General features: G+C 63.3%; 25 protein-coding genes. 7 read left to right on the plus strand and 18 right to left on the minus strand.

Annotation, left to right across the window (positions count from 1 at the left end; translation table 11 throughout):
- Window positions 1-36: 36 nt before the first annotated feature.
- Window positions 37-825, plus strand: coding sequence for a transporter substrate-binding domain-containing protein (locus tag G8E10_RS13795; RefSeq protein WP_167129710.1), 789 nt, complete (start codon window positions 37-39; stop codon window positions 823-825).
- A 75-nt stretch (window positions 826-900) separates the two neighbouring features.
- Here the strand turns inward: G8E10_RS13795 and G8E10_RS13800 are convergent, their stop codons facing one another.
- The 6 genes from G8E10_RS13800 to G8E10_RS13825 form a co-directional block, all read right to left on the minus strand.
- A complete protein-coding gene (locus G8E10_RS13800; RefSeq protein WP_167129712.1) occupies window positions 901-1,758 on the minus strand; it encodes a carbohydrate ABC transporter permease in 858 nt (285 codons plus the stop codon).
- Between the two features lie 4 nt (window positions 1,759-1,762).
- A complete protein-coding gene (locus G8E10_RS13805; protein ID WP_167129715.1) occupies window positions 1,763-2,701 on the minus strand; it encodes a carbohydrate ABC transporter permease in 939 nt (312 codons plus the stop codon).
- A gap of 87 nt (window positions 2,702-2,788) precedes the next feature.
- Window positions 2,789-4,024, minus strand: a complete 1,236-nt coding sequence (locus tag G8E10_RS13810) for an ABC transporter substrate-binding protein (RefSeq protein WP_167129717.1) — start codon at window positions 4,022-4,024, stop codon at window positions 2,789-2,791.
- Window positions 4,025-4,378: 354 nt separating this feature from the next.
- Entirely contained in the window at window positions 4,379-5,524 is a 1,146-nt protein-coding gene (locus G8E10_RS13815; protein ID WP_167129719.1) for a sn-glycerol-3-phosphate ABC transporter ATP-binding protein UgpC, read from the minus strand.
- Window positions 5,525-5,781: 257 nt separating this feature from the next.
- Window positions 5,782-6,714, minus strand: coding sequence for a PfkB family carbohydrate kinase (locus G8E10_RS13820; protein WP_167129721.1), 933 nt, complete (start codon window positions 6,712-6,714; stop codon window positions 5,782-5,784).
- 4 nt (window positions 6,715-6,718) lie between these two features.
- Window positions 6,719-7,519, minus strand: coding sequence for a beta/alpha barrel domain-containing protein (locus tag G8E10_RS13825; protein ID WP_092937443.1), 801 nt, complete (start codon window positions 7,517-7,519; stop codon window positions 6,719-6,721).
- Between the two features lie 220 nt (window positions 7,520-7,739).
- Here G8E10_RS13825 and G8E10_RS13830 point away from each other — a divergent pair, with 220 nt between their 5' ends.
- Complete coding sequence (locus G8E10_RS13830) at window positions 7,740-8,501, plus strand: DeoR/GlpR family DNA-binding transcription regulator (RefSeq protein WP_110802029.1); 762 nt, start codon at window positions 7,740-7,742, stop codon at window positions 8,499-8,501.
- Here the strand turns inward: G8E10_RS13830 and G8E10_RS13835 are convergent.
- From G8E10_RS13835 to G8E10_RS13860, 6 genes are read right to left on the minus strand one after another with little or no spacing between them, the layout of a single operon-like run.
- A complete protein-coding gene (locus G8E10_RS13835) occupies window positions 8,492-9,469 on the minus strand; it encodes an ROK family protein (protein ID WP_167129723.1) in 978 nt (325 codons plus the stop codon). The two genes, G8E10_RS13830 and G8E10_RS13835, sit on opposite strands and share 10 nt — an antisense overlap.
- Window positions 9,466-10,179, minus strand: coding sequence for a ribulose-phosphate 3-epimerase (locus G8E10_RS13840; RefSeq protein WP_167129725.1), 714 nt, complete (start codon window positions 10,177-10,179; stop codon window positions 9,466-9,468). The genes G8E10_RS13835 and G8E10_RS13840 overlap by 4 nt, the downstream gene beginning before the upstream one ends.
- Window positions 10,176-10,931 carry an alpha/beta fold hydrolase gene (locus G8E10_RS13845; protein ID WP_167129727.1) on the minus strand — a complete coding sequence of 252 codons (756 nt, stop codon included), beginning with the start codon at window positions 10,929-10,931 and terminating at the stop codon, window positions 10,176-10,178. The genes G8E10_RS13840 and G8E10_RS13845 overlap by 4 nt, the downstream gene beginning before the upstream one ends.
- The gene (locus G8E10_RS13850) at window positions 10,928-11,764 is read right to left on the minus strand and encodes a sugar phosphate isomerase/epimerase family protein (RefSeq protein WP_167129729.1); all 837 of its coding nucleotides are present in this window, start codon (window positions 11,762-11,764) and stop codon (window positions 10,928-10,930) included. The genes G8E10_RS13845 and G8E10_RS13850 overlap by 4 nt, the downstream gene beginning before the upstream one ends.
- Window positions 11,764-12,840, minus strand: a complete 1,077-nt coding sequence (locus G8E10_RS13855; RefSeq protein WP_167129731.1) for a Gfo/Idh/MocA family oxidoreductase — start codon at window positions 12,838-12,840, stop codon at window positions 11,764-11,766. The genes G8E10_RS13850 and G8E10_RS13855 overlap by 1 nt, the downstream gene beginning before the upstream one ends.
- Complete coding sequence (locus G8E10_RS13860) at window positions 12,837-13,682, minus strand: sugar phosphate isomerase/epimerase family protein (protein ID WP_167129734.1); 846 nt, start codon at window positions 13,680-13,682, stop codon at window positions 12,837-12,839. The genes G8E10_RS13855 and G8E10_RS13860 overlap by 4 nt, the downstream gene beginning before the upstream one ends.
- Window positions 13,683-13,998: 316 nt before the next feature.
- Between G8E10_RS13860 and G8E10_RS13865 the strand changes: the two genes are divergently transcribed.
- Both G8E10_RS13865 and G8E10_RS13870 read left to right on the plus strand, forming a co-directional pair.
- Window positions 13,999-15,147 (plus strand): Gfo/Idh/MocA family protein, encoded by a 1,149-nt coding sequence (locus G8E10_RS13865; RefSeq protein ID WP_167129736.1) that lies wholly within the window; start codon window positions 13,999-14,001, stop codon window positions 15,145-15,147.
- Entirely contained in the window at window positions 15,144-16,091 is a 948-nt protein-coding gene (locus G8E10_RS13870) for an alpha/beta hydrolase (protein ID WP_167129738.1), read from the plus strand. Before G8E10_RS13865 ends, G8E10_RS13870 begins: the two co-directional genes overlap by 4 nt.
- A gap of 3 nt (window positions 16,092-16,094) precedes the next feature.
- Here the strand turns inward: G8E10_RS13870 and G8E10_RS13875 are convergent, their stop codons facing one another.
- Window positions 16,095-17,129 carry a LacI family DNA-binding transcriptional regulator gene (locus tag G8E10_RS13875; RefSeq protein ID WP_132714341.1) on the minus strand — a complete coding sequence of 345 codons (1,035 nt, stop codon included), beginning with the start codon at window positions 17,127-17,129 and terminating at the stop codon, window positions 16,095-16,097.
- 369 nt (window positions 17,130-17,498) lie between these two features.
- Here G8E10_RS13875 and G8E10_RS13880 point away from each other — a divergent pair, with 369 nt between their 5' ends.
- The 3 genes from G8E10_RS13880 to fic all read left to right on the plus strand — a co-directional run bounded on the left by G8E10_RS13880 (window position 17,499) and on the right by fic (window position 20,472).
- Window positions 17,499-18,059 (plus strand): isochorismatase family protein, encoded by a 561-nt coding sequence (locus G8E10_RS13880; protein WP_167129740.1) that lies wholly within the window; start codon window positions 17,499-17,501, stop codon window positions 18,057-18,059.
- The gene (locus tag G8E10_RS13885; RefSeq protein ID WP_245420169.1) at window positions 18,056-19,075 is read left to right on the plus strand and encodes a GlxA family transcriptional regulator; all 1,020 of its coding nucleotides are present in this window, start codon (window positions 18,056-18,058) and stop codon (window positions 19,073-19,075) included. The genes G8E10_RS13880 and G8E10_RS13885 overlap by 4 nt, the downstream gene beginning before the upstream one ends.
- 311 nt (window positions 19,076-19,386) lie before the next feature.
- Window positions 19,387-20,472, plus strand: a complete 1,086-nt coding sequence (gene fic / locus G8E10_RS13890; RefSeq protein ID WP_167129743.1) for a protein adenylyltransferase Fic — start codon at window positions 19,387-19,389, stop codon at window positions 20,470-20,472.
- A 399-nt stretch (window positions 20,473-20,871) separates the two neighbouring features.
- Here fic and G8E10_RS13895 read toward each other — a convergent pair whose 3' ends face one another.
- The 5 genes from G8E10_RS13895 to G8E10_RS25975 all read right to left on the minus strand — a co-directional run bounded on the left by G8E10_RS13895 (window position 20,872) and on the right by G8E10_RS25975 (window position 25,644).
- Window positions 20,872-21,744 carry a PhzF family phenazine biosynthesis protein gene (locus tag G8E10_RS13895; protein WP_167129745.1) on the minus strand — a complete coding sequence of 291 codons (873 nt, stop codon included), beginning with the start codon at window positions 21,742-21,744 and terminating at the stop codon, window positions 20,872-20,874.
- Between the two features lie 79 nt (window positions 21,745-21,823).
- Entirely contained in the window at window positions 21,824-23,182 is a 1,359-nt protein-coding gene (locus tag G8E10_RS13900) for an LLM class flavin-dependent oxidoreductase (protein WP_167129747.1), read from the minus strand.
- On the minus strand, window positions 23,179-24,045 hold the full coding sequence (locus G8E10_RS13905; protein ID WP_167129749.1) for an ABC transporter ATP-binding protein: 867 nt from the start codon (window positions 24,043-24,045) through the stop codon (window positions 23,179-23,181). Before G8E10_RS13905 ends, G8E10_RS13900 begins: the two co-directional genes overlap by 4 nt.
- Window positions 24,042-24,830, minus strand: coding sequence for an ABC transporter permease subunit (locus G8E10_RS13910; protein WP_167129751.1), 789 nt, complete (start codon window positions 24,828-24,830; stop codon window positions 24,042-24,044). The genes G8E10_RS13905 and G8E10_RS13910 overlap by 4 nt, the downstream gene beginning before the upstream one ends.
- Entirely contained in the window at window positions 24,820-25,644 is an 825-nt protein-coding gene (locus G8E10_RS25975; RefSeq protein WP_281517570.1) for an ABC transporter permease, read from the minus strand. Before G8E10_RS25975 ends, G8E10_RS13910 begins: the two co-directional genes overlap by 11 nt.
- Between the last annotated feature and the right edge of the window lie 24 nt (window positions 25,645-25,668).

Genomic DNA, 25,668 nt, shown 5'->3' on the forward strand with positions numbered 1-25,668 from the left:
CAGACCGAATACATCAAAGAAAACAGGGAACTCGACATGCTTTTCAAAACGCTTTTCGCCGTCACTGCAACCGTCGCAAGCCTCGCTGTGGGCTCGCTTGCCCACGCCGCCGACCTCGAACTGCTGGAACCCGGCAAGCTGATGGTCGCCACGGAAGGCACCTATGCGCCCTTCAGCATGCGGGCACCCGACGGCACGCTCGATGGTCTGGAAATCCGGGTCATGTCGGAGGTCGCCAAGCGCCTGAACCTCGAATACACGCCGGTCCTCATCAAGTGGGACTCGCTGCTCGTCGGCCTCCAGGCCGACCAGTACGACGTCATCAGTGCCGCGATGGACATCACCGAAGCTCGCCAGAAGCAGGTGACGTTCTCCAATGGATGGCTGGAGTCCGGCGGGCGTGTCGTGGTCGCCGAACAGTCCGAGCTGAAGACCGCCGCCGACCTCGAGGGCAAGACCGTCGGCGCGCTCGTCGCCTCCAGCTGGACGAAGATCGCGGAAGAGAAGGGCGCCACCGTCAAGGGTTACAAGGCGGAGTCGGACGCGATGCAGGATCTCGTCAATGGCAATGTCGATGCGGTCATTACGGACGCGATCGCGGCTGCCTATGCCATCAAGACGGCAAAGATGCCGCTGAAAATGACCGACGATTATGTCAGTCACGTCCAGAAGGGCTTCGCGTTCAAGATGGGCAAGCCGCACCTCGTCGAGGCCGTGAACAAGGCGCTCGCTGACATGGTGTCCGATGGCACCTACGCCAAACTGACGACCGACCTCGTCGGCTTCGATCCGACCCCGAAGGATCCGATCAAGACGATCAAGTAAAACGTGTGTGGCGGACCGTCCAACGACGTCCGCCACATCATCATGCAGGCTTCTCTTCACCTGTGTAGCGGGTCGTCAGCTCTTGACCGACCCCGACGTCATGCCGGCGAGGAAATATCGTTGGGCGAAGAGGTAGAGGAGGAGGAGCGGCAGCGAGCCGAGGACGCTCATGGCCATCATCTCGTTCCACTCGAAGGCGTGTTGCCCCATGAGAAGCTGGATGCCGATCGGGACGGTGCGCAGGTCCATGGATTTCGTCAGCGTCAGCGCAAAGAGGAACTCGTTCCAGGACAGAAGAAACGTGTAGACCGCGGTGGCCACGATGCCGGGCACCGAGACCGGAACGATGACGCGCCAGAGGGCCGTCCAGCTGGTGCCGCCATCGACCAGCACCGCTTCGTCCAACTCCTTCGGCAGCGTGTTGAGATAGCCGGTCATCAGCAGGATGGCATAGGGCAGCGTGAAGACGAGGTAGGTGAGGATCAGCGCGAAATAGGTATCGAAAATGCCGAAGGCGACCACCATGCCGAAATAGGGAATGAGCAACGTGATCGGCGGCACGGTCTGCGTGCTGATGATGAAGATGTTCAGCGTGTTCTTGAATCGAAACGCATAGCGGCTGAAGCCATAGGCGGTGATGATCGCCACGAGCAGTGTCAGCAGGGTGACGACGCCGGCGACGATGTAGCTGTTGATGAAGAAGCGGATCTTCACCGGGTCGTCGAAGATCGAGGCATAGGCGACGAGCGTATAGACGTCCGGCAGCAGTTTCGGGGGTAGGGCGAAGATTTCCGTGTTGGATTTCAGCGAGCTGAAGAACATCCAGAGAATGGGGAAACCCGCAAAGACGAGGCCGATCGCCAGGCCGATATAGGTGAGAACGGTCGGAAGGATGGAGCGGCTTGAGGAGCGCTTCGATGAACGTGGGGCCATGGGATTACCTGCCCTTCTGATGCTTGATGTAGAAATACGTCACGCTCATGGAGATGACGAGGATGATGATCGCGCTCGCCGAGGCCAGCGAGAACTCGTATTGCGAGAAGGCGAGCTTGTATGTGTAGGTGCTCAGCACCTCGGTCGAATAGATCGGCCCGCCGCCGGTCGTCATCCAGACCAGTGGGAAGACCTGCATCGTCCAGATGAAATCGAGAAGCGCGATCGAGATGATGATCGGCATCAGTTGCGGGATGGTGATGTACCAGAATTTCTGCAGTTCGTTCGCGCCGTCGATACCGGCCGCCTCATAGAGTTCCTTGGAGATGCCCTGCAGACCGGCCAGCAGGCTGACCATGTAGAGCGGATAGCCGGCCCAGATGTTCGCGAATGTCAGGGCATGAAGGGCAGTCGCGGTGGATGAGAACCATTCGACTTTAAAATCCACGATGTGGAGCGCCATGAGCACGCTGTTCACGACGCCGTTCGGGTCGAGCAGCAACCGCCAGATGATGGCGATGATGACGGCGGTGAACAGCCACGGCAGGATGTAGAGCACGCGCAACAGGCTGCGAACCGCGGGATCGATGCGCTGGGTATTGAGGAGCAGCGCAAAGGCGAGGCCGATGAGGAAGTGGAAGACCACGCTCATGACCGTGAAATAGAGCGTTTGTCCGAAGGCCTGCCAGAAGATCGCATCCCGGAAGATCGTCAGGTAATTCTGAAAGCCGACGAAGGCCGCATCCTTCTTCATGATCGCTCCGTCCATCAGCGAATAGCGGAAGACCATGCTCATGGGAAACAGCATGAGCACCGAGAAGAGCAGGGTCGCCGGCGCGATGTAGAGATAGGGGACCAGCCGTTTGCGCGTCCGATAGGTCAGAAGGCCGCTGCTGCGCTTTTTCGCCGGTTGGACGGCCAGACCTTGCATCACACTGCTCATGACGATTGCTTTCCCGGTTTCCTCAAGGGCGGATGAAGTGCCCCGGCAAGCGGTTGATCGCCTGCCGGGGCTGGAAATCCTGCTCGACTAGAACTTGGTCAGCCACTGCTTCTGCGCGTTGGCCGCGGCTTCCTTTGCCGTTTCCGAACCGTCGAACATCTTCTGCACCTCGATACCCATCTGACGCATCAGCTCCTCGGCCACGGGAAGGCCGACGAACTCGTTGGCGAGATGGCCGCTCTGGAAGATCGCGAAGGCCTCTTCGAACAGCGGGTCGGACTTCGAGAAGTCGGGCTTTGCGTTTACATTGCCCGGAAACGCATTGGCGATGGAGACGAGGCGGCCGTTGACGTCGGGGCTCATCAGGTATTCGACGAGCTTCCAGGCCTCTTCCTTATGCTTGCTGCCTTCGCTGATGCCGATGCCCCAGGAGGCATAGGGCAGTCCGCGCTTGCCGGTATAGCCATCGACGGCGGGCAGGGCCGAGATGCCGAAATTGAGCTTCGGGTTGCGTTCGCGGATGAGGTTGATGTGGGCCAGCGAGTCGACCATCATGCCGACGCGGCCGTTGACGAACTCCTCGACCTTGTCCTGCTCCTTCTTGGCGAAGATGCCGGGCGAGATGACGCCCGCGTCGTGCAGGGACTTGATGTATTCGAGCGTGCCGACGACGGATTCGTTTTCGAGATCCGGCTTGCCGTCCTTCAGCATCGATCCGCCGGACGCCCAGGTCCAGGACATCACGTCGTTCTGGATGCCGCCGGGGTTCTGCAGCGACAGCGGCAGCACCCAACCATACTGGTTCTTGGCCGCATCCGTCATCTTCGCCGCCGCATCGGCAAATTCCGTGCGCGTGCCCGGGATCTTGTCGACGCCGGCAGCCTTGGCGAGGTCTAGGTTGACGAACACCGGATAGACAAACGAGGCGAGCGGGAACATGACGCTGTTGCCGTCGACCTTGACGATGTCAGCGATCTGGCCGGCATCATATTTCGCATTGGCCATCAGCGGGTCCATAGACGCGATGGCACCCTGCTTGGCAAGGCCGTTGACCCAGGCGCCATCAAGACCGACGACATCGCTGAGCGTGCCGGACGCCGCGCCGACGACGATCTGGTCGCGGGTGGTGGCATAGGGGCCGCTGACCAGCGTGACCTTGATGCCCGGATTGGCCTTCTCGAAATCGTCCATGATACCGCGGAGTGCGCCCGCAGGCATCTCCGGCTCCCACCACTGGATGAACTCGATGGTGGTATCGGCGAACGCAGCGGTCGAGCACAATGCCCAGAGTGCTGCGGTGGCAAGAAGCTTCGTAGCTTTCATGATCCCCTCCCAGGAATACGGTTTGTTCGATCCTCCCAGATCGATATGGCAGTAGGGTCCCGAACGCCGACACCTGTCAACGTCCATTTTCGGCATGAAACGCATTTCGCGTTCCGGGGTCTTCGAGATGCTAGTCAAATATCTGATATCTATGGGTTTATAGAGTGTCTCTCACGGAGCATTTTATTTGGTAGAAATGACTTGAGGATTGTTTTCTTTTTACGTTCGTAAAGAAATGAAAGCGGGCCTTGCCGGGAGCTTTATCGTCTTGATCGCGCATCCCTGTACCGCGGTTGTCAGCATTCAGGTCGGCGGCTTTTCCCGCATCCACGGCACCCAGCCAGCGCCCCCGGCTCAGAGCGCCAGATGGCTCTCCGGGTCGAAGAAATGCAGCTTGGCGACATCGATCGCCACGTCGATCCGCTCGCCGGCACGGGCGTGGCTCGTGGCTTCGAACTTGGCGACGGCGTTCGCAGCACTGCTCAGTTCCTCGACGGCATCGGGGTCGCCGGAATCGACGCGGACGGCATCGATGTTGAGATGGACGATCCACTCCGATCCAAGTTCTTCGATGGATTTGACCGTTGCCGGGATCGTCGGATGCATCGCACCGGACGCGAGCTTGCTGTCGTGCAGATCTTCTGGCCGAATACCGAACAGGACCGTCCGCCCCTCGAACGCCGTCAAGCCGGGGGATCGTGCGAAGGCTTCCGCCGACAGCGGCAGAGAGAAGGTCGGCAGGACGACGCAGCCCTTTTCGAGGCGGCCCTGGAAGAGGTTCATCGACGGCGAGCCGATGAAGCCGGCGACGAAGGCGTTGACCGGCTTGCTGTAGAGGATCTTCGGCGTATCCACCTGCTGCAGCACGCCGCCTTTGAGCACGGCGACGCGGTCGCCCATCGTCAGCGCCTCGGTCTGGTCGTGGGTCACGTAGATCGTGGTCACGGCTAGCTGGCGTTGCAGGCTGACGATTTCGGCGCGCATCTGCACGCGCAGCTTGGCGTCGAGGTTGGAGAGCGGCTCGTCCATGAGGAAGGCCGCCGGCTCCCGCACCATGGCCCGCCCCATCGCCACACGCTGGCGCTGCCCGCCGGAGAGCTCGGCCGGCTTGCTGCCGAGCACCTTGGTCAATTGCAAGGTCTTTGCGATCTCGTTGACGCGTTTTGTTCGTTCATCCTTACTTTTGCCCGCAAGCTTCATCGAGAAGGCGATGTTGTCGAACACGGTCATGTGCGGGTAGAGCGCGTAAGACTGGAACACCATGGCGATGTTGCGGTCCTTGGGCGAGAGATCGACGACGTTCTCGCCGCCGATGCTCAGCGTGCCGCTGCTGATCTCCTCCAGCCCCGCGATCATGCGAAGAGCCGTCGATTTGCCGCAGCCCGAAGGTCCGACGAGGATCAGAAACTCGCCGTCGCGGATCGTCAGGCTGAGATCCTTGATCGCATGGAATTCCGTTCCAAAGGTCTTGCAGATTTTGTCCAGCACCACATCGGCCACGGTGTTTTCCTCCCTGTTTCCTCAGCCATCGGAACCTTGCGATGGCCCTTGTGCGACAGCGCCGATAGAAGGCCTGTCCGCATCCCGTTCGTCAACGGCCTGTCGCCGCCAGGAGCCTCCAAGATTGTCGGACGCTCGTGATGTCAGTATCCCAGGCTGTTGAGAAGAAACATTTTTCTCAGCATATCCTAAGCATTTCGAATGAAAAAATATTTTTTTACGCGTGCAATTTTATTGGCGTGTTCGCTGCCTGCGCTTCAGGACATCGCCAGCGGTCGCGGCGCGCCCGCTGCCTGCATCAGCGCGGTGCAGGCGAGGTGATCGGGAAGGGCCATTCGACCACCCTTTCCGGTGACGGAGATGGCAGCGGCAGCTGCTGCAAATCGGACGCAGTCGATCGGCGGCTGCCCCCGCGCCAGTGCCAGGGCGTAGGCGCCATGAAAGCAGTCGCCCGCGCCCGTCGTATCCACAGCACGAACCGCGTAGGCCGGCACGTGCCAGTTTCCGGCGTCGCCCGCCTGCCTCACGAAGGCGCCGCGATCGCCGTCGGTGAGGACGACAGCTGCCCGGTCGTCGGTCCACAGATGTCGGAGGATGGCGGCAGGCGCGGTCTCGCCTGTCTGCGCCTCGGCATAGGCCAGCGGCAGGACGAGATGATCGGCAAGAGCGATCAGACGGTCCGTCGCCGTGCCGATCGACCATTCGATGTCGGCAACCACAGACAATCCGAGGGCGCGCGCCCGCGCGACGGTCCGCTCGGAATGCGTTGCATACCCATCCACGAGCAGAACACGAGCCTCCGACAGCGTCTCGTCGCTCAGATCGTGGCAGGTCCCGTGGGGGACATCGTCGTCATAGGCGATGAAACGATCGCCGTCCGGCCCGACGGTGATGACGGAGCGGATGGCACGGGCATCTGCCCGGCGCGGCGCGCGGGAAACGTCGACGCCCTGCCGCTCCAGTTCGCCGGCACTCGGATCCTCGTCCGGCGTGCTGCCGAGCCAGCCGATGAAGCCTGCTTGGCCGCCCAGTTTCGCAACCGCCACGAGGGCGGTCGCGACGTTGCCGCCGAAGTCTCGCGTGCGCCCCACGACCTTGCCCTTCCCGGCCTTCAGCGGCCGATCGACATAGACGATGTCGTCGATGGCGACGGCGCCGAAGCCGAGAACGTCGAGGCGGTGCGGTGCCATGGCGTCAGGCGCCTGCGGCCGTCAGGGCAGCTTCGGGCGCCATGCCGTCGTGAATGACGAACTTGAAAGCGCGGGCAGCCTTCGTCGTATCGCCGTGACCCCAGAGGTTGCGGCCGACGACGGCACCGCGGGCACCGGCGCGCAGCGCGTCGCTGGTCTGCGTCAGTGCGCCCAGGAGGGTATCGGTCTTCGGTCCGCCCGCAATGACGATCGGGACCGGGCAGGTGGCGACGGTTTCCTTGAAGCTGTCGAAGTCGCCGGTGTAGCCGACCTTGATGACATCGACGCCGGTCTCGAAGCCGATGCGGACGGCATAGGCGATTTCATCCGGTGTGAAGACGATCTTGCCGCCATTGGCGTAATCGCGGGGATAGACGTGGGCGACGACGGGCATTTCGAAGCGTGCGGCGGCGTTGACGGTGTCGGTCAGCCAGCGGATGTAGTGGCCTTCGGTATCGCCGCGCACGGGAATGGCCACGGCCAGCGCATCGGCGCCGTAGCGAACCGCATCTTCCGGCGTGGCGATGAGCTGCCGGATGCGGTCGTCCGGCGTGAAGCAGCCGGCCTGGATGACCAGCGCTGCCTTGCCGGCATAGGCCGACCAGAGGTGCCGGGCGGCACCCGGCTGGATGCTGATATAGTCAGGGCCTCCCGCCATGACCCGCTCCAGCGCGCCGGGCAGGTCCGCAAGTCCGCCTTCGCGCACATTGCCATAGCCGACGAAATGATCGACGGCGCCGCCGAAAAGGTTTCCCGATGCATGCGAGAACAGGCGCGACAGCCGTACTTTGGTTCCAAGGCCCATGATGATCTCCTCCGTTGATGTCTTTCTGCGTATGCGTTGCAGCTAACTCGAAAGAAAAGAAACATTCAATATTTCGATTTCTTTCGTTTGCAATTTAGTTTACCGATGACTGATTATTTCTTCCGCGATATTGCACTGCACATGCTCGTTTTCGTATCATGTCGCGAATGCTAGTTTCGTTTTTCGAAAGTCACCATCGTTCCTCCTCATCGGATCCGTCATGCTTGCAGAACAAAGACGACATCAGATCATGCTCGAGCTCCAGCGCGTGGGTCAGGCTAAGACCCGCGAACTTGCGGAGCGCTTCGGGGTATCCGAAGTCACCATTCGCTCGGACCTCGAACATCTCGATGCGAAGAAGCAGCTCATCAAGACCCATGGCGGCGCGATCGCTTTGCCGGTGGACTCGCCGGCGGCTGCCTTCGAGGAGCGGATGAACCGCAATTTCGAAGCCAAGCGGCGCATTGCGCAGATGGCGGCGCGGCTGATCCTCGACAACCAGTCCATCGTGTTCGACAGCGGCTCGACGCTGCTGCAACTGGCGATGCAGATGCCGCCCGTCCACAATGTCGTCGTCGCCACCACCGCCATGAACATTGCCCAGCACCTGATGTATCGCCCGGGACTGGACGTTCACATGATCGGCGGACGGGTGTTTCCCAATACGGTCAGCACCATTGTCTCCGATGCGGACAAGGCCGTGGGTGGGCTGGTGGCGCACCAGGCATTCGTCAGCGCGCATGCCATCGATCACGCATTCGACGTGGTCGATGTGTCCGAGGATATCGCCCGCACGAAACGCAACCTCGTGCGCATGGCGCGGCGCGTCATCCTGGTCGCGGACTCCACGAAGTGGGACATCGGCGCGTCGTCCAAGGCCTTCCCGCTGTCGCGGGTCGACATGATCATCACCGATACCGGCATGCCCTATTCCATTCGGAGCCGCCTCGACAAGCTGGACGTCGAGGTCCGCTACGTCTGATCGCCGCCGCGCGTCACGACGCCCTGCGCCGGAAGGACCAGCCCCGCCGCACCCACCAGTCCGGCATTCGTTCCGAGCTCGGCCCGCACGATGACGACGTCGCGATAGGCCGACATGGCCCGCGTCGCGACGACGCTGCGGATGCCACCGATCAGGAGATCGAAGGCATTCGAAAGTCCGCCGCCAATGACGACGATATCCGGCGAGAAGATGTGCAGAAGGTTGGTCAGTCCGATGCCGAGCCATTCCGCCTCCTGCGCGATCAAAGCGAGGGCGACAGGATCGCCGACCCTTGCCGCCTCCACCACCGCGCGCGCGCCCGGGCGTCCGATGTCGCTCTGTGCTGCGGCGATCTTCTCTCCGCCGGGCCGGAGAGCGGCCTCCGCACCGCGGTGGCCGAGGGCCGTTCCTGATGCCAGCGCCTCGAAACAACCCACATTGCCGCAAAGGCAGGTCGGGCCGGAACCGGAGAGCGTCATGTGGCCGATCTCGACGGCAAGGCCGCGGCTGCCGTGGAATATGCGTCCATGGGAGACGACGCCGCCTCCGATGCCGGTGGAGACGGTGACGAACAGCACGGTTTCGAAGCCGCGGCCGGCACCGTAGTGCCACTCGCCAAGCGCCGCCACATTCGCGTCGTTGTCCAGGAAGACTGGAAGGCCCAGCCGCGCGGACAAGCGCTCAACCACGGGAATATCGTGCCAGCCGGCAAGTGTCGGCGGCGCGATCATGATGCCTGCCACCGGATCCAGCGGGCCGGGTGCACCGAGCCCGACGCCCGCGATCTCGTCGTCCGCCTGCGCCGTGAGCTTTTCGGCAAGCGACGCCATCTGGTCGAGCACCGCATCGACGCCGTCGCGGGCACGGGTCGGCACCGTCAGGGACTGCCGCACTTCGCCCGCGCGGCTGACGATGGCCGCACGCAGATCCGTGCCGCCGAGATCGAAGGCGAGTGCGACGGCGGTCATGCCGCCCTGCCGCCGAGCCCGTGCAGCCAGTCGATCCGGGCGGCGAGATCGGACGCGCCGAAGGCCAGCGAACCCAGCACGACCGTTTCCGCGCCCGCCGCGCGCAGATCCGGCACCGTCGTCTCCCGAATGCCGCCGTCGGCCGCAAGAATGATATCGGGGCGCCCCGCCGCCTCGATGAGGCGTCGCGCTTCGCCAAGCCGGCTGCAGGCCTCGGGCGCAAGCGATTGTCCCTTGACGCCGATCCGCGTGCCGAGCAGCGTGACCATGCCCACATGCGGCAGGAACGGCAGGATCGCCTCGACCGGGGTCTCGAGCCGCAGGACCACGCCGCCGACGACACCGGCCGCGCGCGCCGTCGCCAGTGCCCGAAGGCCCGCTTCGCCGTTTTCGGCGTGGACGCTGAGAAGGCTGGCGCCGGCTTCGATGAACTGCGCTGCCTGCGCCTCCACGCTGTCGGCTTCCACCATCAGGTGTACGTGGATCGGAACCTTCGTGTGCTGTGCGATCTGGGCCACGAGATCGGGGAAAAACAGGTATCCCGGCGCAAACCGCCCGTCCGCGACGTCGATATGGTGGAGGTCTGCCACCGCCTCGATACGGTTCAGGTCGCGCTGCAGGTTAACCAGATCGGCCGACCAGAGCGAGAATTCGGCCAGCAGCCGGTCGCGGGGCAGGGACGAGATGGCGTAGGCGTGATTGTCGATCATGGCGTTCTCCGAGCGTGCAGGGCGAGAAAGTCCGCAATCGCGGCTTTGACCTCATGGTGGTGGCGATCACGGTCCAGCGCCTTCGGCACGACGCTGACGAGCCGGGCGCCGGGAATCGTGGCCGCGAGCGTTTCAGCGCAGGCCTGCGGGTGGATCGCATCGTGGTCGTTGGCGATGATCAGCGTGGGAAGCCGCACGGCCTCGACCTCGTGCCGTGTGACACCGGGGGAACCCGCGGCGATATCGGCCAGGACCTCGGCGAAGAGGGCGGCCTGCGGCCTGTCGGCATAGCCGAGCAGCGAGGCGAGATTGTCGGGCGCCTCGCCTGCAAGGCGCTGTCCGGTTTCGCCTGTGGAAAATTCGGCGCGGGCAGCTTCGGGCGGGAGACGCTGCAGCAGGGCCGCCATCTCGGCGATCGGGGCCATATTGTCGGGCGCGCTCGCGAAACTCCAGGCAGGTCGGACGAGGATGAGACCCGTCACGCGCGCGGGATGGCGGCAGGCGAGATGGAGCGATATTGCGGCACCCATCGAAATGCCGGCCGCGACGAACGTGCGATGATCGGCCATCGCGTCGAGCGCGTCCTGCGCGAAGAGCGGGATGCCGAACGGCCGGTCGGGGCCGAGCGGCGTATCCTTGTGGCCGCGGCAGTTGACGGTCACCCGAAGCGCATCCGCCGTCTCCGGCCAATTAGCCGCAGCCTGCGCGTCGTCACCGCCCAATCCGTGCTGGAAAAGAACCGCTTGCGTCATGCGGGCACCGCAAGCAGAGGCGCGAGGAACCGCGCCACATGGGGTGCTTCTTCCGGCTCCAGGCCGTGGGTCACGACGGCGTCGTGGAAGCCGGAGGCGCGCAGGCGTGCGATGAAATCGCCGAAATCCACAACGCCGCGCCCGGGTACTGCAAACCGGCCATCGGCATGGCGGTCCTTGGCATGCGCCATGGCCGTGAAACCGGCTGCGATATCCACGGCGCGTGCGACGATCTCGCGGGCCTCGTTTGCATCGGCCTTCTCGAACAGGTTTGCGGGATCAAGCACGATCCTCAGCCGGTTCGAACCCATCTCCGCGATCAGCCGGCAAGCCTCTTCGGCAGATCTGACGACATTGGCCTGTTCCGGCTCGATGCCGAGCACGATCCCCGACGCGTCCGCACGGTCGAGGGCCGCAGCCATCTCCTCTGTCATGTCGGCCCAGGCCTCCGGCGTGGCATTGTCGGTGTGGTGCGCCCACTGGTCGCTCGGATGGCGGGAGCCGGTGCAGAGCGTGACGAGCGGGATGCGGAGCGTGCCCGCGATATCGATGACGCGGCCGAGGGCCTGCCGTCCGCGCGCGCGAACTTCGGGATCGGGGTGGGCCATGTTGTAGGTACCGGACAGGGCAGCGATGCCGACGCGGGAGGCCAAGCGTGCCGCATCGATCCGCGCCAACAGCGCGGCCATGTCCTCGATCTCATCCGGCAGGGACGGCAGCCCGGCGCAGGCGAGGTTGAACTGCACGGTCTCGTAGCCAGCCGTCTGCGCCGCCTGCAGCACGGCGGCGGGATCGGTGCCGGCAAAGGTCTTTGCAAAGATGCCGAGCTGCATCAGACCGCTCCCGTGACGGAGGCGAGTTCGACGCGCTCGCCGCTCTCCACCGAGCGGGCGATGGCCACCATGGCGCGGATGGAGGCGAGGCCGTCATGGACATCGGCGCCGCGCATCGGCGCACCGTCGAGGACCGTATCGGCAAGTCCTTCAAGCTGCCGGCGGAAGAAGTGGCCGTCGGCCCCGAGCGGGCGCCGCGACGTCGCATCCTTCTCGTGGAAGATATCCACTTCGGAGGACCGGAAGTACCAGGGATTGAAGGTTTTCGCGACGACCGAGCCGTTCTCGCCATAGAGCTGGAAGCCCTCGTGCCAGTCCATACGCACCGCCACCGTCAGGTCGAGATGGCCGAGCGCGCCATTGGCGAATTCGGTTTCGACGAACCAGCAATAGGCGCCGAAGCGCGTCGCGAGACGCGCGCGGACGGCGACGATATCGCCGCAGAAGAAACGGGCGGTATCGACCAGATGCGACCCGTGCGCCAGCATGAAATATTGCCGGAGATCGGCCTTGGGATTGCCACCCGGCCGGCGCGCCAGCTTGCTGGAAACCGGCAGCGGCTGAATGGCGTCCGTATTGGTGTAGCGATGCGTGCTGTCGCAGTACCAGGCCTTCAGCGCTAGGATCTCGCCCATGTCGTCGCGCACGAAATCCCGTGCCGCCTCCAGCGCTGGATCGAACCGCTTCATATGGCCGACCTGCAGGATCTTGCCCGAGGCATCGACGGCACGGGCGAGCGCCTCGCCCTCTTCGATGGATACGCCGATCGGCTTTTCGCACAGCACATGCTTGCCGGCCTGGAGCGCCTTGATCGACATCGGCACATGATAGGCATCCGACGTCGCGACGATCACGGCTTCCAGATCGGGGTCGGCCAGCATCGCGTCGTAATCGGCAAACGTGCGCTGCGGCTCGTAGGTGGCCGCCATGTGTGCCAGAAGGTCGGGCGCCGCATCGCAGATGGCGTAGAGATCGGCATTCTCAGCCTTCACGCAGGATTCCAGATGCGCGAACTGCGCGATGGGTCCGCATCCGAGCACGCCGACCCGGAGCCGTCTCTCCCGTTTGCGGATCACGATTGCGCTCCCTTGCGGGTATCGGCAAAGCCCATGCGCGACAGCGTCTCGCGGTTGACGCGCACGGCGCTTGCCGGGTCTTTGCCGGCCTCTTCGCTTTCCTCCTCGACGACGATCCAGCCGTTGAAATGCGGCGCCTGACTGGCGATGTCGATGACGTCGGCAATGTCGCAGACCCCGGCGCCGAGCATCGCCCAGTCGCCGGCAGCATCCACGTCCTTCAGGTGGACGTAGCGGATGCGATCTTGGAATGCGGTGAGCGTCTCGGCCATGACCTGGCCGCCACGCAGAATATGCCCGGTATCGGGCACCCAGCCGACCTGCGGGTCGAGGCGCGAGAAGATCTCGTCGTAATCACTGCGGGTGTAGAGCAGCGTCCGGTGATGGGAGGAGGGGTGGACGGCGACCGTGACGCCGGCCGCGCGCCCGATATCGCTCGCCTTGTTGTAGATCTCGGATGCAACACCGAACCCGTCTTCCCGCGGCGCATCCGACACCGAGGTGGCCGAGCCGAGGGACACCAGCGCACCGGGAAAGCGGGCCACGAAATCCACCCAGCGCTTGACGGCATCCAGATCGTCTTCGATCCGGTCGGGCATGGTGAAGCCGCTGTCGGAGCCGAAGGCGAAGGACACGAGCGTCAGGCCGGCATCGTCCAGCGCGCGCCGGAAGTCGGCGGGGCGCTCCGCATAATCGCCGATCATGGTGTTGGTGATCTCGATGCCGGTGTAACCGCCTTCGGCGATCGCCGCGATCAGATCGTCAGGCCCACCTTTCCAGCCGGCTCCGAGCATCTCCCACGTGTAGGTCTGGCAGCCGAACGCCCGTTCCGTTTTCGTCATCTGTCGGTTCCTGTCATGGTTTTCGGGCCCATCGTTTTCGGGTCCGTCGTGCGAGCGCCTCTGCCTGTTTTTCCCGGCAGAGACCGCGCCGGTCTCTTCAGGCGAGAAGGCGGGCCCGGCAGAATTGCAGGCGATGGGGCACACGGCAGCGGCAGGCCTCGAAAGCCTGGACTTGGCCGGAATTCGTCGCGATTTTGATGGATGTCACCGTTGCCTCCCAGCCTGGTTGGTTGTACGTAAGATAAATTATTATCGCACGTCAACATATTTTGTCTGCGTGTTTTTGACCACGCGGCGCAACGATCAGGTTCAGGACATGACGGACACTCTTCGCCAACCACTTAGGATCGGCATCGTGGGATGCGGCAACATCTCGATGGCTTACCTGCGCAACACGCCGCTGTTCCGCGGCGTTGACATCGTCGCCTGCGCCGACGTCAACCCGCAGGCAGCGGAGCAGCGCGCCGCGCAGTTCGGCTTGCGGGCCAGCAGCGTCGATGCCCTGATGGCGGCAGCCGATGTGGACCTCGTGCTCAACCTCACCATTCCCGCGGCACATTTCGACATCTCGATGCAGGCACTGGAAGCGCAGAAACATGTCTTCACGGAAAAGCCGCTGGCAGTGACGGCGGAACTCGGCCGTCGGCTGGTGAGCGAAGCTGCTACGCGCGGGCTTCTGATCGGCTCGGCGCCGGATACGTTTCTCGGTGCGGCCGGACGGTATGCGCGGCGACTGATGGAATCCGGCGCGATCGGCAAACCGGTGACCGGCACCGCCTTCATGATGGCGCGCGGCATGGAGCATTGGCATCCTGATCCCGGTTTCTACTACCAGCCGGGTGCCGGCCCCGTGATGGACATGGGCCCTTACTACCTGACGATGCTGGTCAACCTCATGGGTCCCGTCAGGCGGGTACAGGCCGTGGCCACCAGCGGCCAGAAGGACCGGCTGATCACCGCAGACGGCCCGAAGAGGGGAACGCGCTTTTCCGTGGGAACACCGACGAGCGTCCTGTCGCTGCTCGAATTCGAGAGTGGCGCCACGATCACGTTCGGCGCGTCCTGGGATGTTTTCCGCCACTCCAACCATCCGATCGAACTGCATGGCACCGAAGGCTCGCTGCGCCTGCCGGACCCGGACACGTTCGGCGGCACGGTGGCGCTCTCCGAGCGGGGTGACGACTGGAAGACGACGGATACGGCGACGCTTCCCTATGGCGCCGTCAACTGGCCGGTCGATGCGCCGGACAGGGCGAACTACCGCATGCTGGGCCTTGCCGATCTCGCTCGGGCGATCGAGGAAAAGCGTTCGCCGCGCGCCTCCGGTGACCTTGCGCTGCATGTGCTGGAGATCATGGAAGGTATTCTGCAGGCGGGCGAAACCGGGGTCGCGCAGGCCATCGAAGGCGGGGTGGACCAGCCGTCCGAACTGCGGGAAGACGAAGCCCGGAGCCTGCTCGCATGACCGGGCTCGATCTCTCCGCCAAGCGCGTCCTTGATATGGCGGCCAGCGACAATGCGCCACCCATCGAGACCCTGTCGCCAGAGGAGGCCCGCAGCGGCTTTCTCGAAGGGTTCGCCCCGATGCAGAAGCCGCTCGAAGACGTCGCGGCGACGGAGGAGCGCTTTCTTGGGCCATTGCGTCTCCGGATCTGGCGCGGGCAGGGCGCACCCGTCGAAGGCGCGCCGGCCCTTCTCTATCTTCATGGTGGCGGATGGGTCATCGGGGCGCCGGAGAGCCATGAGGACATCTGCCGCATCCTTGCCAATCTGGCAGGTGCCGTCGTTATCTCGCCCGATTACCGGCTCGCACCCGATGATCCGTTTCCCGCCGCGATCGACGACTGCGCCGCGGTTCTCTCCGACATGGCGGCACACGGCGAGCGCTACGGTATCGATGCCGCCCGCATCGCGGTCGGCGGCGACAGTGCCGGCGGGAACCTCGCGGCCGTTCTGGCGCTGATGGCGCGCGACGGCACTGCGCCGCGACTAACGGCGCAGATCCTGATCTATCCCGTGACGGATCAGAGCCAAGGCTCCGACAGCTATCGCCGCTACGCGCAGGATTTCGGGCTGACCGCCGCCGGCATGGCCTGGTTTCGCGCGCACTATCTGCCGGAAGATGCCGACAGGACGGACTGGCGCCTGTCTCCGCTGCTGGCTTCATCGCTGCACGGCGTTGCCCCGGCGTTCGTCGCTCTTGCCGGTCATGACGTGCTCTACGACGAGGGTGCGGCCTATGCCGAGCGCTTGCAGAGGGAGGCGACGGTGATCGTCAAGACCTGGCCGGGTCAGATCCACGGCTTCGTCTCCATGGGCGGCATCATTCCGCAAGCGCGGGAGGCGCTGGAGGCCGCCGCCGCGGCCTGGGCTGCGTTCGATGCAGAAAGCCGCCAGGCACGACGATAAAATTCAAGCGGACTCCCGCATGACCAGCGTTGCCTCGAGGATGACCTTGTCGTCCTGCATCGGGCGCCCCTCGTCGAGATCGTCGATCCGGCGCAGAAGGATCTCGACGCTCGTTGAGGCGATGGCGGCTGCGTTCTGCGCCATGGTCGTCAGAGGCGGGCAGGTATAGCGGCTGAGCGGATGGTCGTCATGGCCGGCGATCCGCACGTCGCAGCCCTCTCCCCGCCCGATCTTCAGCCCGGCCGCAAAGGCCGCGGCCATGGCCCCGAAGGCGAAGCGATCGTTGGCGCAGAAGAGCGTACGGCCGGGAAGGCCGTCCCGCTTCAGGATCGTCTGCATCTGCTCGAAGCCCAGCCGTTCGAATTCCCAGGACGCCGGCGTCTCGCAGTCGATCACGAGCGGCTCGTGCCCTTCCTTCAGCATCGTCGCCCGATAGCTCTCCTGCCGCTCGCCGGAGTTTTCGTTGACCTGCGGGATTTCCAGAAAGACCGGAGGCTCGCCCGAGCGACAGAGATACTGCACCATGGCCGCAACACTCTGGGCATTGTCGTTGCCGACATAGGGCAGGTCGAAGCTTGCCGGACTGTCGAAACAGACGACGGGGATCGTGTCCGTCAGTCTCTGGAGCGTCGATGCCCGGGACCCGGCACCCAGCGGCGCGACGATGGCGCCGGCGACCTTCAGTGCCAGGAGCGTCCGGATCGCTTCCTCTTCCAGATCGGGCCGCGTGTGGCACGAAATCTGGATGGGCCAGAATCCGCGGGCGCGGAGTTCCAGTTCAATGAGTGTGACGACCTGCACGTAGAAAGGATCGGAGATGGTGGGAACGAGCACGCCGATGTTGCGCGTGCGCTTGCGGTTGAGGTGCCGGGCAAAGAGATTGGGCTCGAAGTTCGACTTCTTCAACGCCGCCTCGATGCGTTTGCGCGTAACCTCCTTGACGTTCGACGGATCGTGGAAATACTTCGACAGCGTCGGGCGCGAGACGCCGCAAGCACCGGCAAATTCGTCCATCGACTTGTAGCTTTTCTTTGCCACGGATGCTTCCTGCTCGTCGTCACTCCGGCGGGTCTTTCCACCATCTCCAAATTCACAACGGACAAAAATTTTACAAGCGAAAAGAAAAATATTCCGCAGGGAAAACGTTAGGAGACGGACGCGTTCGTTGATGATCCGGTCGCGATGAGCGGCGGCACGCTCCAGCGTATCGCGATCGCCGGAGCCCTGCCGATCGTCCGGCAATGCTGATCGCCGCCGAATCCCGACGCCTATCGACGATGACCGATATCGAGATCCGGCAGCTTTCTTATTCTGGCGCGAATTGTCCGCTTGTCGTCCGGAAGTGGCCTTTGTTCTTGAGATACAAGGCGTAGAATACCGCTGGATCAACACCTTGGGGAAACGACAATGTCCGAAACTGCACTGATCGTCATCGACGCTCAAGAATCCTTCCGGCATCGCGACTATTGGGACGACGGGATGGTGCCAGCCTATATCGAGCGGCAGCAGGCACTGATCGACGGGGCGAAGGCTGCGGGAATTCTCGTTGTTCAGGTCTTTCATGTCGAAGACAGCGGCGTCTTTTCCGAGGCTTCCGGATTTGTAACGGCTCTGGCGCCTCTTCGCATCGCGCCGGATGCTGTTTTCAGGAAGCGCCGTCACAGTGCGCTGGTGGGAACTGGGCTTGATGTCTGGCTGACCAGCAACGGCATTCAGCGGGTCATTATTTCCGGTATCCGCACGGAACAGTGCTGCGAAACGACGACGCGACACGCGTCCGATCTGGGTTATGCCGTCGATTATGTCGGCGAGGCCACGCTCACGTTCCCGATGACCGATGCCAGCGGCCGCAGGTGGAGCGGCGCAGACATTCGCGCCCGAACCGAACTGGTTCTCGCCGATCGTTTCGCGCGGATCGCAACGGTCGAAGATGCGCTTGCCGGTCGAGTGGCGGATCGTGCGGCGTGAGGGACGACGCCCATCCTCCGGTGGAAATTCCGGTTTTCGTCGTCGTGCCGCCCCGTGTTCTGCTGCTGGACATCGCGGGGCCGATGGAGGTGCTGCGCAAAGCCAATCTTGAACAGGATGCCGTTCGTTTCACCATTGCCTATGTCGGTCCCTCGCCAACAACAGGAAGTTCCATCGGACTGGATATTGCGGGCATCGGCCTGCTGCCCGGGGACCTGCCGGATCAGGCCCTGGTCGTCATGCCCGGCAGCGCTGAAATACCGTTGGGAGGTGTCCGGCCGGATCACGAGGCGGACGCGCCGTTGGAAGATGCCATCATCGCCTGGCTGAAGCAGGTGATCCGGCCCGGCATCCGGCTGGTGTCGATCTGTTCGGGGGCGCTGACGGCTGCCCGTGCCGGACTGCTCGATGGACACGACTGCACCACGCATCATGCCTGCACGGCCGATCTCGTCCGGCTCGCGCCCGCGGCCCGCGTTCTGGAAAACCGGCTCTATGTCGAGGATGGCGAGCGTTTGACCAGTGCCGGGATCACCACCGGCGTGGATTTGATGCTCCATGTGGTGGCGCGGATGGCCGGTCATGCGGTGGCGCTGGCGGTGGCGCGCTACCTCGTCGTCTATCTTCGTCGCGGCGGCAGCGATCCCCAACTCTCCCCCTGGCTCGAAGGGCGCAACCACATTCATCCAAGCATTCACCGGGCCCAGGATGCGGTCGCCGCCGATCCCGCCGCCGATTGGTCGGTCGAACGACTGGCCAATGTTGCGGCGGCAAGTCCGCGCAATCTTTCGCGCCTGTTCAACGAGCACACGGGAATGACCGTCATCGATTACGTCAACCGGATGCGGATCGCCTTGGCGCGCGAACTGCTGGCCGGCTCGCAGCTCGACATGGAGACCGTCGCGGAGCGAAGCGGCTTTGCCTCCACACGGCAGTTGCGCCGCGCCTGGGGCCGGTTTCACGATGTTCCCCCTAGCCGTATGCGGGCGTCAGTGGCCGTTTTGCAGCATGGGTGACCATGACCGTCGTGTTCGTGGTTCGAACATTGGATGCCACGCTATCGACGGGATGCCGGCGTTTTCTGAGTCGGTGCGGAGCGCTTGATGACGTGGATGCCTCAATGATGCGAATCTCGCCCATGGGAGACACGAAAAGCGCGCGCCAAATCCGGCGTCTTAACGTCGCAGGTTAGATCAGGAGCCGTCTTGCCATCCTTGCGTCTGCGGCAATATGTCGATAAAAAGCGATTATATCGACATATTTCTCCGACATGTCGTCGCTATCGACATATACGCATGACATGTTGACGAACCTGCAGAACGCGAACATGTCCTTTGATCCCAAACGGCCCCATAACGACCTTTCTCCTCTTCCCCCGGGCGTCGACATTGAATCGAAACCAATCCTGCGGGCTTGTATCGGCGCGCGGGCTGCCATTGCAGAACTGAAAGTTGCCGGCCAATTGATCCCGAACCAGGCCGTCCTCATCAATTCCATCCCGCTCCTTGAGGCCCAAGCCAGTTCCGAGATAGAAAACATTGTGACGACGACGGATCGCTTGTTTCGCTTCGCCAATGAAGAAGGAAACCAGGCCGACCCGGCCACCAAAGAGGCTCTGCGGTATCGTACAGCTCTGAACCGGGGTTTCCATACGCTGGCGGAGCGTCCCCTTTCCACCGCGACGGCCATCGAGGTCTGCCGGACAATCAAGGGCATCGATCTCGACATCCGGGCAACACCCGGTACGGCCCTGATGAATGAGGCGACTGGCGCCGTTATTTATACGCCGCCCGAAGGTCAGGATCTTCTGCGCGAAAAGCTGACCAATTGGGAGCGTTTCATCCACGAGGCCAAGGATGTCGACCCCCTGATCCGTCTTGCCGTCATGCACTACCAGTTTGAGGCCATTCATCCCTTTATCGACGGCAATGGACGTACTGGGCGTGTTCTCAACCTGTTGTACCTTGTCGATCAGGGACTCCTGGAAATTCCGGTTCTCTATCTCAGTCGTCACATCATCCAGAACAAGCGAGCCTACTATGACCTTCTGCTTGCAGTAACGGCTGAAGCGGCCTGGGAGGCATGGATACTTTTTATGCTCGAAGCCGTCCGCGCGACCGCTGAATGGTCAACCTCAAAGATTCGCGCCATCCGTGAGCTTCTCGATCAGACCGCAGAGCGTCTGCGGCGGGAAGCTCCCCGGATTTACACGCGCGAACTCGCCGAGGTCATTTTTGTTAATCCATATTGCCGCATCGGTGATCTTGTCTCAGCCGGTATCGCGCAGCGACAAGCAGCTTCTACGTATCTAAAGACCCTCGTCGGTCTGGGCCTGCTTCAAGAGGTGAAATCCGGTCGTGAAAATCTTTACATCAATCCCGCACTGTTGACCCTGCTGTCAGACAAAAGTTGAACTGATGCGGTACGATTGCATGGCCTGAGGGATTGAACGCGATCCCCGTAGACGCTTCGATCAAGCCGCCGTTCCAAGAAAATGTAGCGCATTCGCAAGGAGCCCCCCGATGGACCGCGTCATCCACGGCGAGGTCAAGGACAAGGGGCTCAGCGCCTTACATCTACGGAATGACCATATTTCCAGAGCGACCGGCCTAAGGCAGTGACAAGGACCGACACATCTCCTGTCAAATTCTTGTTAAAGGGCCTTTGCAGGACGGATCGAGGATCCCGTCCAATACAGCTGGTCAGACGACGGAGTCCTCAGCGCTATCATCAAAGTGGCCGATATCTTGTGCTGGCTTTGGGAGCCAACAGCTTTCGGAACTGCTAGCAGGCCTTCGAAAGAGAACCTTAGTTAGACCCGCAGCAAGCCTTTGAGCACGACGACCCCTGTTCCGGACAGTTCAGGTTCGGGCCTCAGCCGGACACGCAGAATGCTGCGGCGGCCCATTCGGGTGCCTTGTTCGATGGCCAGTTCATCGTTTTTGATAAATTGGGTCGCTGCGAGATAGGCTGCCAGAGGCCCGGCCGCTGTTCCGGTTGCCGCATCTTCCCACAGGCCGACGGTCGGGTTGAAGAAGCGGGCATAGGCCGTCTCGGGATTGTCGGGATCGAACGCATAGATGTAGCATCCCTCGGCGGGCGTGCCGTTCAGAACGGCCAGCAATGCGCCGGCGTCCGGTCGCGCTTTATCGACCGTTGCGGCGTTGCGGACACGCACCAGCAGATGTGCCGCCCCGGTATCGGCAGGGCGGGGCGGGGGCTCCGGGAGGATATCGCCGTGTTCGAGGCCAAGAGCCACGGCCAACGGCGCGACATCGTCCAGCGGTTCCGACAGACGCAACGGACCCTGGCGCATCCGCCCGTGGACGCGGGCGTCGATCGACACGAGTTCGATCGGCAGGACATCCGGGCCAATCTCCTGGTGAAAGGTCCGCGCACGTGTCAACGATCCGAGATCGCCGTGCTCACCGAGCCACAGCCATGCGCCGAGCGCATTGTGGCCGGCGCCAAACACTTCCGCGCCGCTTGCGGTGAAGGATCGCAATTCCCAGTCGGCGCGCGTGCTCCGCAGGATGAACGTCGTCTCGGCCTGATGGAATTCGCCGGCGATCCGCCGCATCGTCTCGTCGCTCAGGTCATCGGCTCCTTGAACCACGGCGAGCGGATTGCCCGTCAAGGGCACATCCGCAAAGACATCGATGATGCCAGCGATCAAATCGACCATTTTCTGCCTTTCCTGAATGCGATCGCCTCTTGAGGTGGGGTGACGCTTGGCATCCCTGCGATAGAGAAGATCGAACGGTCTATTCCGCGGCTTGCAGTCCTCGATCAAGCCTTGCCGTCGATTGTCTCGCCTTGCGAAGGCCGAGATTCTCGCGCAGCGTGGCGCCTTCGTACTCGGTGCGAAACAGTCCGCGCCTGCGCAGTTCCGGCACGACGAATGCGATGAAGTCATCGAGTCCGCCAGGCAGCGTCGGCGGCATGATGTTGAAACCGTCCGCACCGCCATTGACGAAGCGATCCTCGAGCTGATCGGCAATATCGGCAGCCGTGCCGACCACCTGCCAGTGGCCGCGCGCGCCGGCGATACGCTTGGCAAGCTGGTTGATCGTCAGATTGTCGCGTCGGGCGATCTCGAACAGCAGATGCTGGCGGCTTTTCCCGCCATTGGTTTCCGGCAGTTCGGGCACCGGGCCATCGAGCGGATAGGCCGAGAGGTCGAAACCGCCGATCATGTCGGAGAGCAGGCGGATGCCCACGGCCGGATGGATCAGGTCCTGCAGTTCCTCGAATTTTTCCTGCGCCTCCGCGAGGCTGCGGCCGATCACGGGAAAGATGCCGGGCATGACCTTTAGTTCGTCCGGTTCCCGCCCATATTTGGCCATGCGGCCCTTGAGATCGGAATAGAAGGCCTGGGCCTCGGTCAGCGTGTTTTGCGCGGTGAACACAACCTCCGCCGTGCGCGCCGCGAGCTCCTTGCCCGGCTCCGAGGAGCCGGCCTGCACGATGACCGGCTGTCCCTGCGGCGACCGGCGGACATTGAGCGGACCCGCAACGGAAAAATGAGCGCCGGCGTGGTTTGCAGCGTGGAGCTTGTCGGGATCGTAGAAGAGCCCGCTGTCCTTGTCGTGCAGGAAGGCATCGTCCTCGAAGCTGTTCCAGAGCGTGACGACGAGGTCGATGAATTCCTCTGCGCGATCGTAGCGTTTCTCGTGCAGCAGGTGCGGCTGGGTGCCGTAATTGCGCGCCTCGACCTCCAGATTGGAGGTTACGAGGTTCCAGGCCGCACGCCCCTCGCTCAGCACGTCCAGCGAGGCGAATTTTCGCGCGAGCGTGTAGGGTTCGTTGAAAGTGGTCGAAACGGTCGCCGTCAGACCGATGCGCTCGGTCAGGGCGGCAAGACCGGCAAGCAGGGTGATTGGCTCGAAGAATGCCGAACGCGCCGAGCGCGCGCCGGTCTCCGGATCGAGATCCTTGACCGCCAGATTGTCGTCCAGGAACAGGAGGTCGAATTTCGCCGCCTCGGCCTTGCGGGCGATGTCCGCATAGGTGCGGAAATTCGAGCCGAGATCGGCGGTGGCGCCCTTGTGCCGCCATGCTGCGACATGGTGGCCGGGCGACATCAAAAAGGCTCCGAGTTTCAACTGGGGACGGTGTGTCATGCGTCTTGCCTCTCCTGCTGGCCGCGTTTTTCAAACGTTTCGGGCGCGCCTGCCGACCGCGTTCCCGCGCCGGTGCCGGCATCGACGCCAAGAAGCCGAAGAACCTCGTCGCGCAGCGCGATGAACTCCCGGCTGGAACGGTCCTGCCGGGCCGCTTCCGAAATGGCGAGCACGGTGGCGATCCGGCCGGGATGGGGCTGCATCACAACGATCCGGTGGCCGAGGTGGACGGCTTCGTCGACATCATGGGTCACGAGCAGGGCCGTGGTCTTTTCGTGCTCGACGATCCGCTTCAGTTCGTCCTGCAGCCTGAGGCGCGTGAGTGCATCGAGCGCCCCGAGCGGTTCGTCGAGAAGCAGAAAGCGCGGGCGGTTGACGAGCGCGCGGGCGATGGCGACGCGCTGGGCCATGCCGCCCGACAGCTGGGCGGGATAGGCGTGGGCGAACGATGTCAGCCCCACGAGCTCAAGATGCTCGCGCACCGTCTCCCGCTTCTGCGCTCGCGACAGTGGACTGCGCCTGAGCGCGGCCGCGACATTCGCCTCGACGTTGAGCCAGGGTAGAAGCCTGTGATCCTGAAAGACGATAGACCGGTCGAGACCCGGCCGTTGAACCCGTGCGCCATCGACGAGAACATCGCCCTGATAGTCGAGATCGAGACCGAGGATCAGGCGCAGCAGGGTGGATTTGCCGCAGCCGGACGCACCGACGATCGTGACGAACTCGCCGGACCGGATGGACAGGTCGATGTCTTCCAGCACTTTCAGTGCTCGACCCGCAACGATGAAACTCTTGTCGAGCCCGCGGATCTGCAGGGCGGGCGGCGCCGTCTGGAATGTGGATGCGTGAGAGATCTGGTTCATCGCGTTCGTCTCCTGAGTATCCAAGTCTCCAGCCATTGGGCGGAGCTGTTGTAGAAAAGGCCGATCCCGGCCAGCACGATGATGCCGAGAACCAAGAGGCCCATGTCGAACAGCTGGCTGGCCTCGTTGAGGCGTCCGCCAATGCCGGGCGTGACGTTGAGAAACAGCTCCGAGCCGAGCGTGGCGAGCCAGGCATAGATCAGGCCGGAGTGAAGGCCGGTAAAAATCGCGGGCAGGGCGCCGGGAAGGGCCACCAGACGGGCGAAATCGAGCCGGCTGAACAAGAGCACGTCGGACAGTTCACGATAGGCGGCCGGAAGCTCGCGCACGCCGCGCCATGTATTGATGACGACGGGCTGGAAAGCGGCGACGGCGATGAAGGCGATCTTTCCGGCATCCGCTCCGCCGAACCAGACGGACAGGAGCGGCACCCAGGCAAACAGCGCGATCTGTCGAAAGGCGAGAAGCGTCGGGCCGACGATCCGCTCGGCCGTGCGCGAAAAACCGAGCACCAGCCCGAGAGACAGGCCGGCTGCGGTGCCGAGCGCAAAGCCCGTCAGGTTGCGGCGGAGGCTCTCGACGACGTCGAGCGCCAGCGTGCCGGCGGTCAGTTCCGTTCCGGCACGGGTGACGACCGCGAACGGCGAGGGCAGGAACCGCGGATCTACCCATGCGAACCGCGACGCCGCCAGCCAGAGGAGGAAAAGGGCGCCGAAGGCGGCGGCAGGACGCCAATGCCGCGTTACGAGGGTGAGGCGGTGCCGCGGCAAGGTCTCAGCGCTCACGGTCGGCCTCCGTCTTCCACGGCTGCACGAACCGTTCGAGATATTCCAGCGATGCGTTGAGAGCGAGGCCGATCGCGGCGATGACGATCATGGCGGCAATGACGATTTCCAGCTGGAACAGCTGGCGTCCCCAGACCATCAGGTAGCCGAGCCCTTCGAAGGATGCGAACAGTTCCACGATCACCATGTTCTGCCAGGCGGACGCCAGGCCTTCGCGGATGCCGGTGAACAGCGAGGGCAGTGCCGCCGGCAGGACGATGCTCGAGACGCGCTGGAGCGGCGTGAAATCGAGGACGCGGCCAAGCTCCAGCAGTTTCGGCGACACATCGGTGATGGCGCGGGTGGTCGCAAGGATCACCGGTATCGCGGCGGCCCAGGCGATGCTGACATATTTCAGTTCCTCGTCGATGCCGATGAAGAGAACGAGGAGCGGCAGCCAGGCGAGCATGTTCACCTGCGCGATCGCCGAAAAGACCGGCCAGACGAAGGCCCGGACCCGGGGCAGGAGGCCGAGCGCGGCGCCGGAGACGAGACCGATGAGCGCACCGACCCCGAAACCGATGGCGACGCGCTTCAGGCTCTGGAGCGTGTGATCGACCAGCGACCCGTCGCTCCACAGTTCGACAAGGGTGGCCCAGACCACCTGCGGCGCGGGCAGGATCTGCTGGGGAAGCCAGCCGAAGCGCGCCGAGCTTTCCCAGGCAAGCAGCAGAACGAGCGGCAACGACAGTCCGTAGGCGATATCGGTCAGCACGGCCGGCACGGCGAACGATCCTCGCTCGGCCGGCGGAGCGGCGGAAACAATCAGGGTCATCTCTGGCATCCCGTTGAGAAAGAG

The sequence above is a fragment of the Ferranicluibacter rubi genome, assembly GCF_011603255.1.
In the GTDB taxonomy this organism is placed as follows: domain Bacteria; phylum Pseudomonadota; class Alphaproteobacteria; order Rhizobiales; family Rhizobiaceae; genus Ferranicluibacter; species Ferranicluibacter rubi.

What these genes read in the sequence shown, in the direction of transcription:
- G8E10_RS13900 (WP_167129747.1), bottom strand. Translation starts at nt 23,182, where the DNA reads ATGACACACCGTCCCCAGTTGAAACTCGGAGCCTTTTTGATGTCGCCC.
- G8E10_RS13870 (WP_167129738.1), top strand. Translation starts at nt 15,144, where the DNA reads ATGACCGGGCTCGATCTCTCCGCCAAGCGCGTCCTTGATATGGCGGCC.
- G8E10_RS13850 (WP_167129729.1), bottom strand. Translation starts at nt 11,764, where the DNA reads ATGCAGCTCGGCATCTTTGCAAAGACCTTTGCCGGCACCGATCCCGCC.
- G8E10_RS13865 (WP_167129736.1), top strand. Translation starts at nt 13,999, where the DNA reads ATGACGGACACTCTTCGCCAACCACTTAGGATCGGCATCGTGGGATGC.
- G8E10_RS25975 (WP_281517570.1), bottom strand. Translation starts at nt 25,644, where the DNA reads ATGACCCTGATTGTTTCCGCCGCTCCGCCGGCCGAGCGAGGATCGTTC.
- G8E10_RS13835 (WP_167129723.1), bottom strand. Translation starts at nt 9,469, where the DNA reads ATGACCGCCGTCGCACTCGCCTTCGATCTCGGCGGCACGGATCTGCGT.
- G8E10_RS13825 (WP_092937443.1), bottom strand. Translation starts at nt 7,519, where the DNA reads ATGGGCCTTGGAACCAAAGTACGGCTGTCGCGCCTGTTCTCGCATGCA.
- G8E10_RS13895 (WP_167129745.1), bottom strand. Translation starts at nt 21,744, where the DNA reads ATGGTCGATTTGATCGCTGGCATCATCGATGTCTTTGCGGATGTGCCC.
- G8E10_RS13795 (WP_167129710.1), top strand. Translation starts at nt 37, where the DNA reads ATGCTTTTCAAAACGCTTTTCGCCGTCACTGCAACCGTCGCAAGCCTC.
- G8E10_RS13905 (WP_167129749.1), bottom strand. Translation starts at nt 24,045, where the DNA reads ATGAACCAGATCTCTCACGCATCCACATTCCAGACGGCGCCGCCCGCC.
- G8E10_RS13860 (WP_167129734.1), bottom strand. Translation starts at nt 13,682, where the DNA reads ATGACGAAAACGGAACGGGCGTTCGGCTGCCAGACCTACACGTGGGAG.
- G8E10_RS13805 (WP_167129715.1), bottom strand. Translation starts at nt 2,701, where the DNA reads ATGAGCAGTGTGATGCAAGGTCTGGCCGTCCAACCGGCGAAAAAGCGC.
- G8E10_RS13810 (WP_167129717.1), bottom strand. Translation starts at nt 4,024, where the DNA reads ATGAAAGCTACGAAGCTTCTTGCCACCGCAGCACTCTGGGCATTGTGC.
- G8E10_RS13820 (WP_167129721.1), bottom strand. Translation starts at nt 6,714, where the DNA reads ATGGCACCGCACCGCCTCGACGTTCTCGGCTTCGGCGCCGTCGCCATC.
- G8E10_RS13840 (WP_167129725.1), bottom strand. Translation starts at nt 10,179, where the DNA reads ATGATCGACAATCACGCCTACGCCATCTCGTCCCTGCCCCGCGACCGG.
- G8E10_RS13830 (WP_110802029.1), top strand. Translation starts at nt 7,740, where the DNA reads ATGCTTGCAGAACAAAGACGACATCAGATCATGCTCGAGCTCCAGCGC.
- fic (WP_167129743.1), top strand. Translation starts at nt 19,387, where the DNA reads ATGTCCTTTGATCCCAAACGGCCCCATAACGACCTTTCTCCTCTTCCC.
- G8E10_RS13845 (WP_167129727.1), bottom strand. Translation starts at nt 10,931, where the DNA reads ATGACGCAAGCGGTTCTTTTCCAGCACGGATTGGGCGGTGACGACGCG.
- G8E10_RS13800 (WP_167129712.1), bottom strand. Translation starts at nt 1,758, where the DNA reads ATGGCCCCACGTTCATCGAAGCGCTCCTCAAGCCGCTCCATCCTTCCG.
- G8E10_RS13880 (WP_167129740.1), top strand. Translation starts at nt 17,499, where the DNA reads ATGTCCGAAACTGCACTGATCGTCATCGACGCTCAAGAATCCTTCCGG.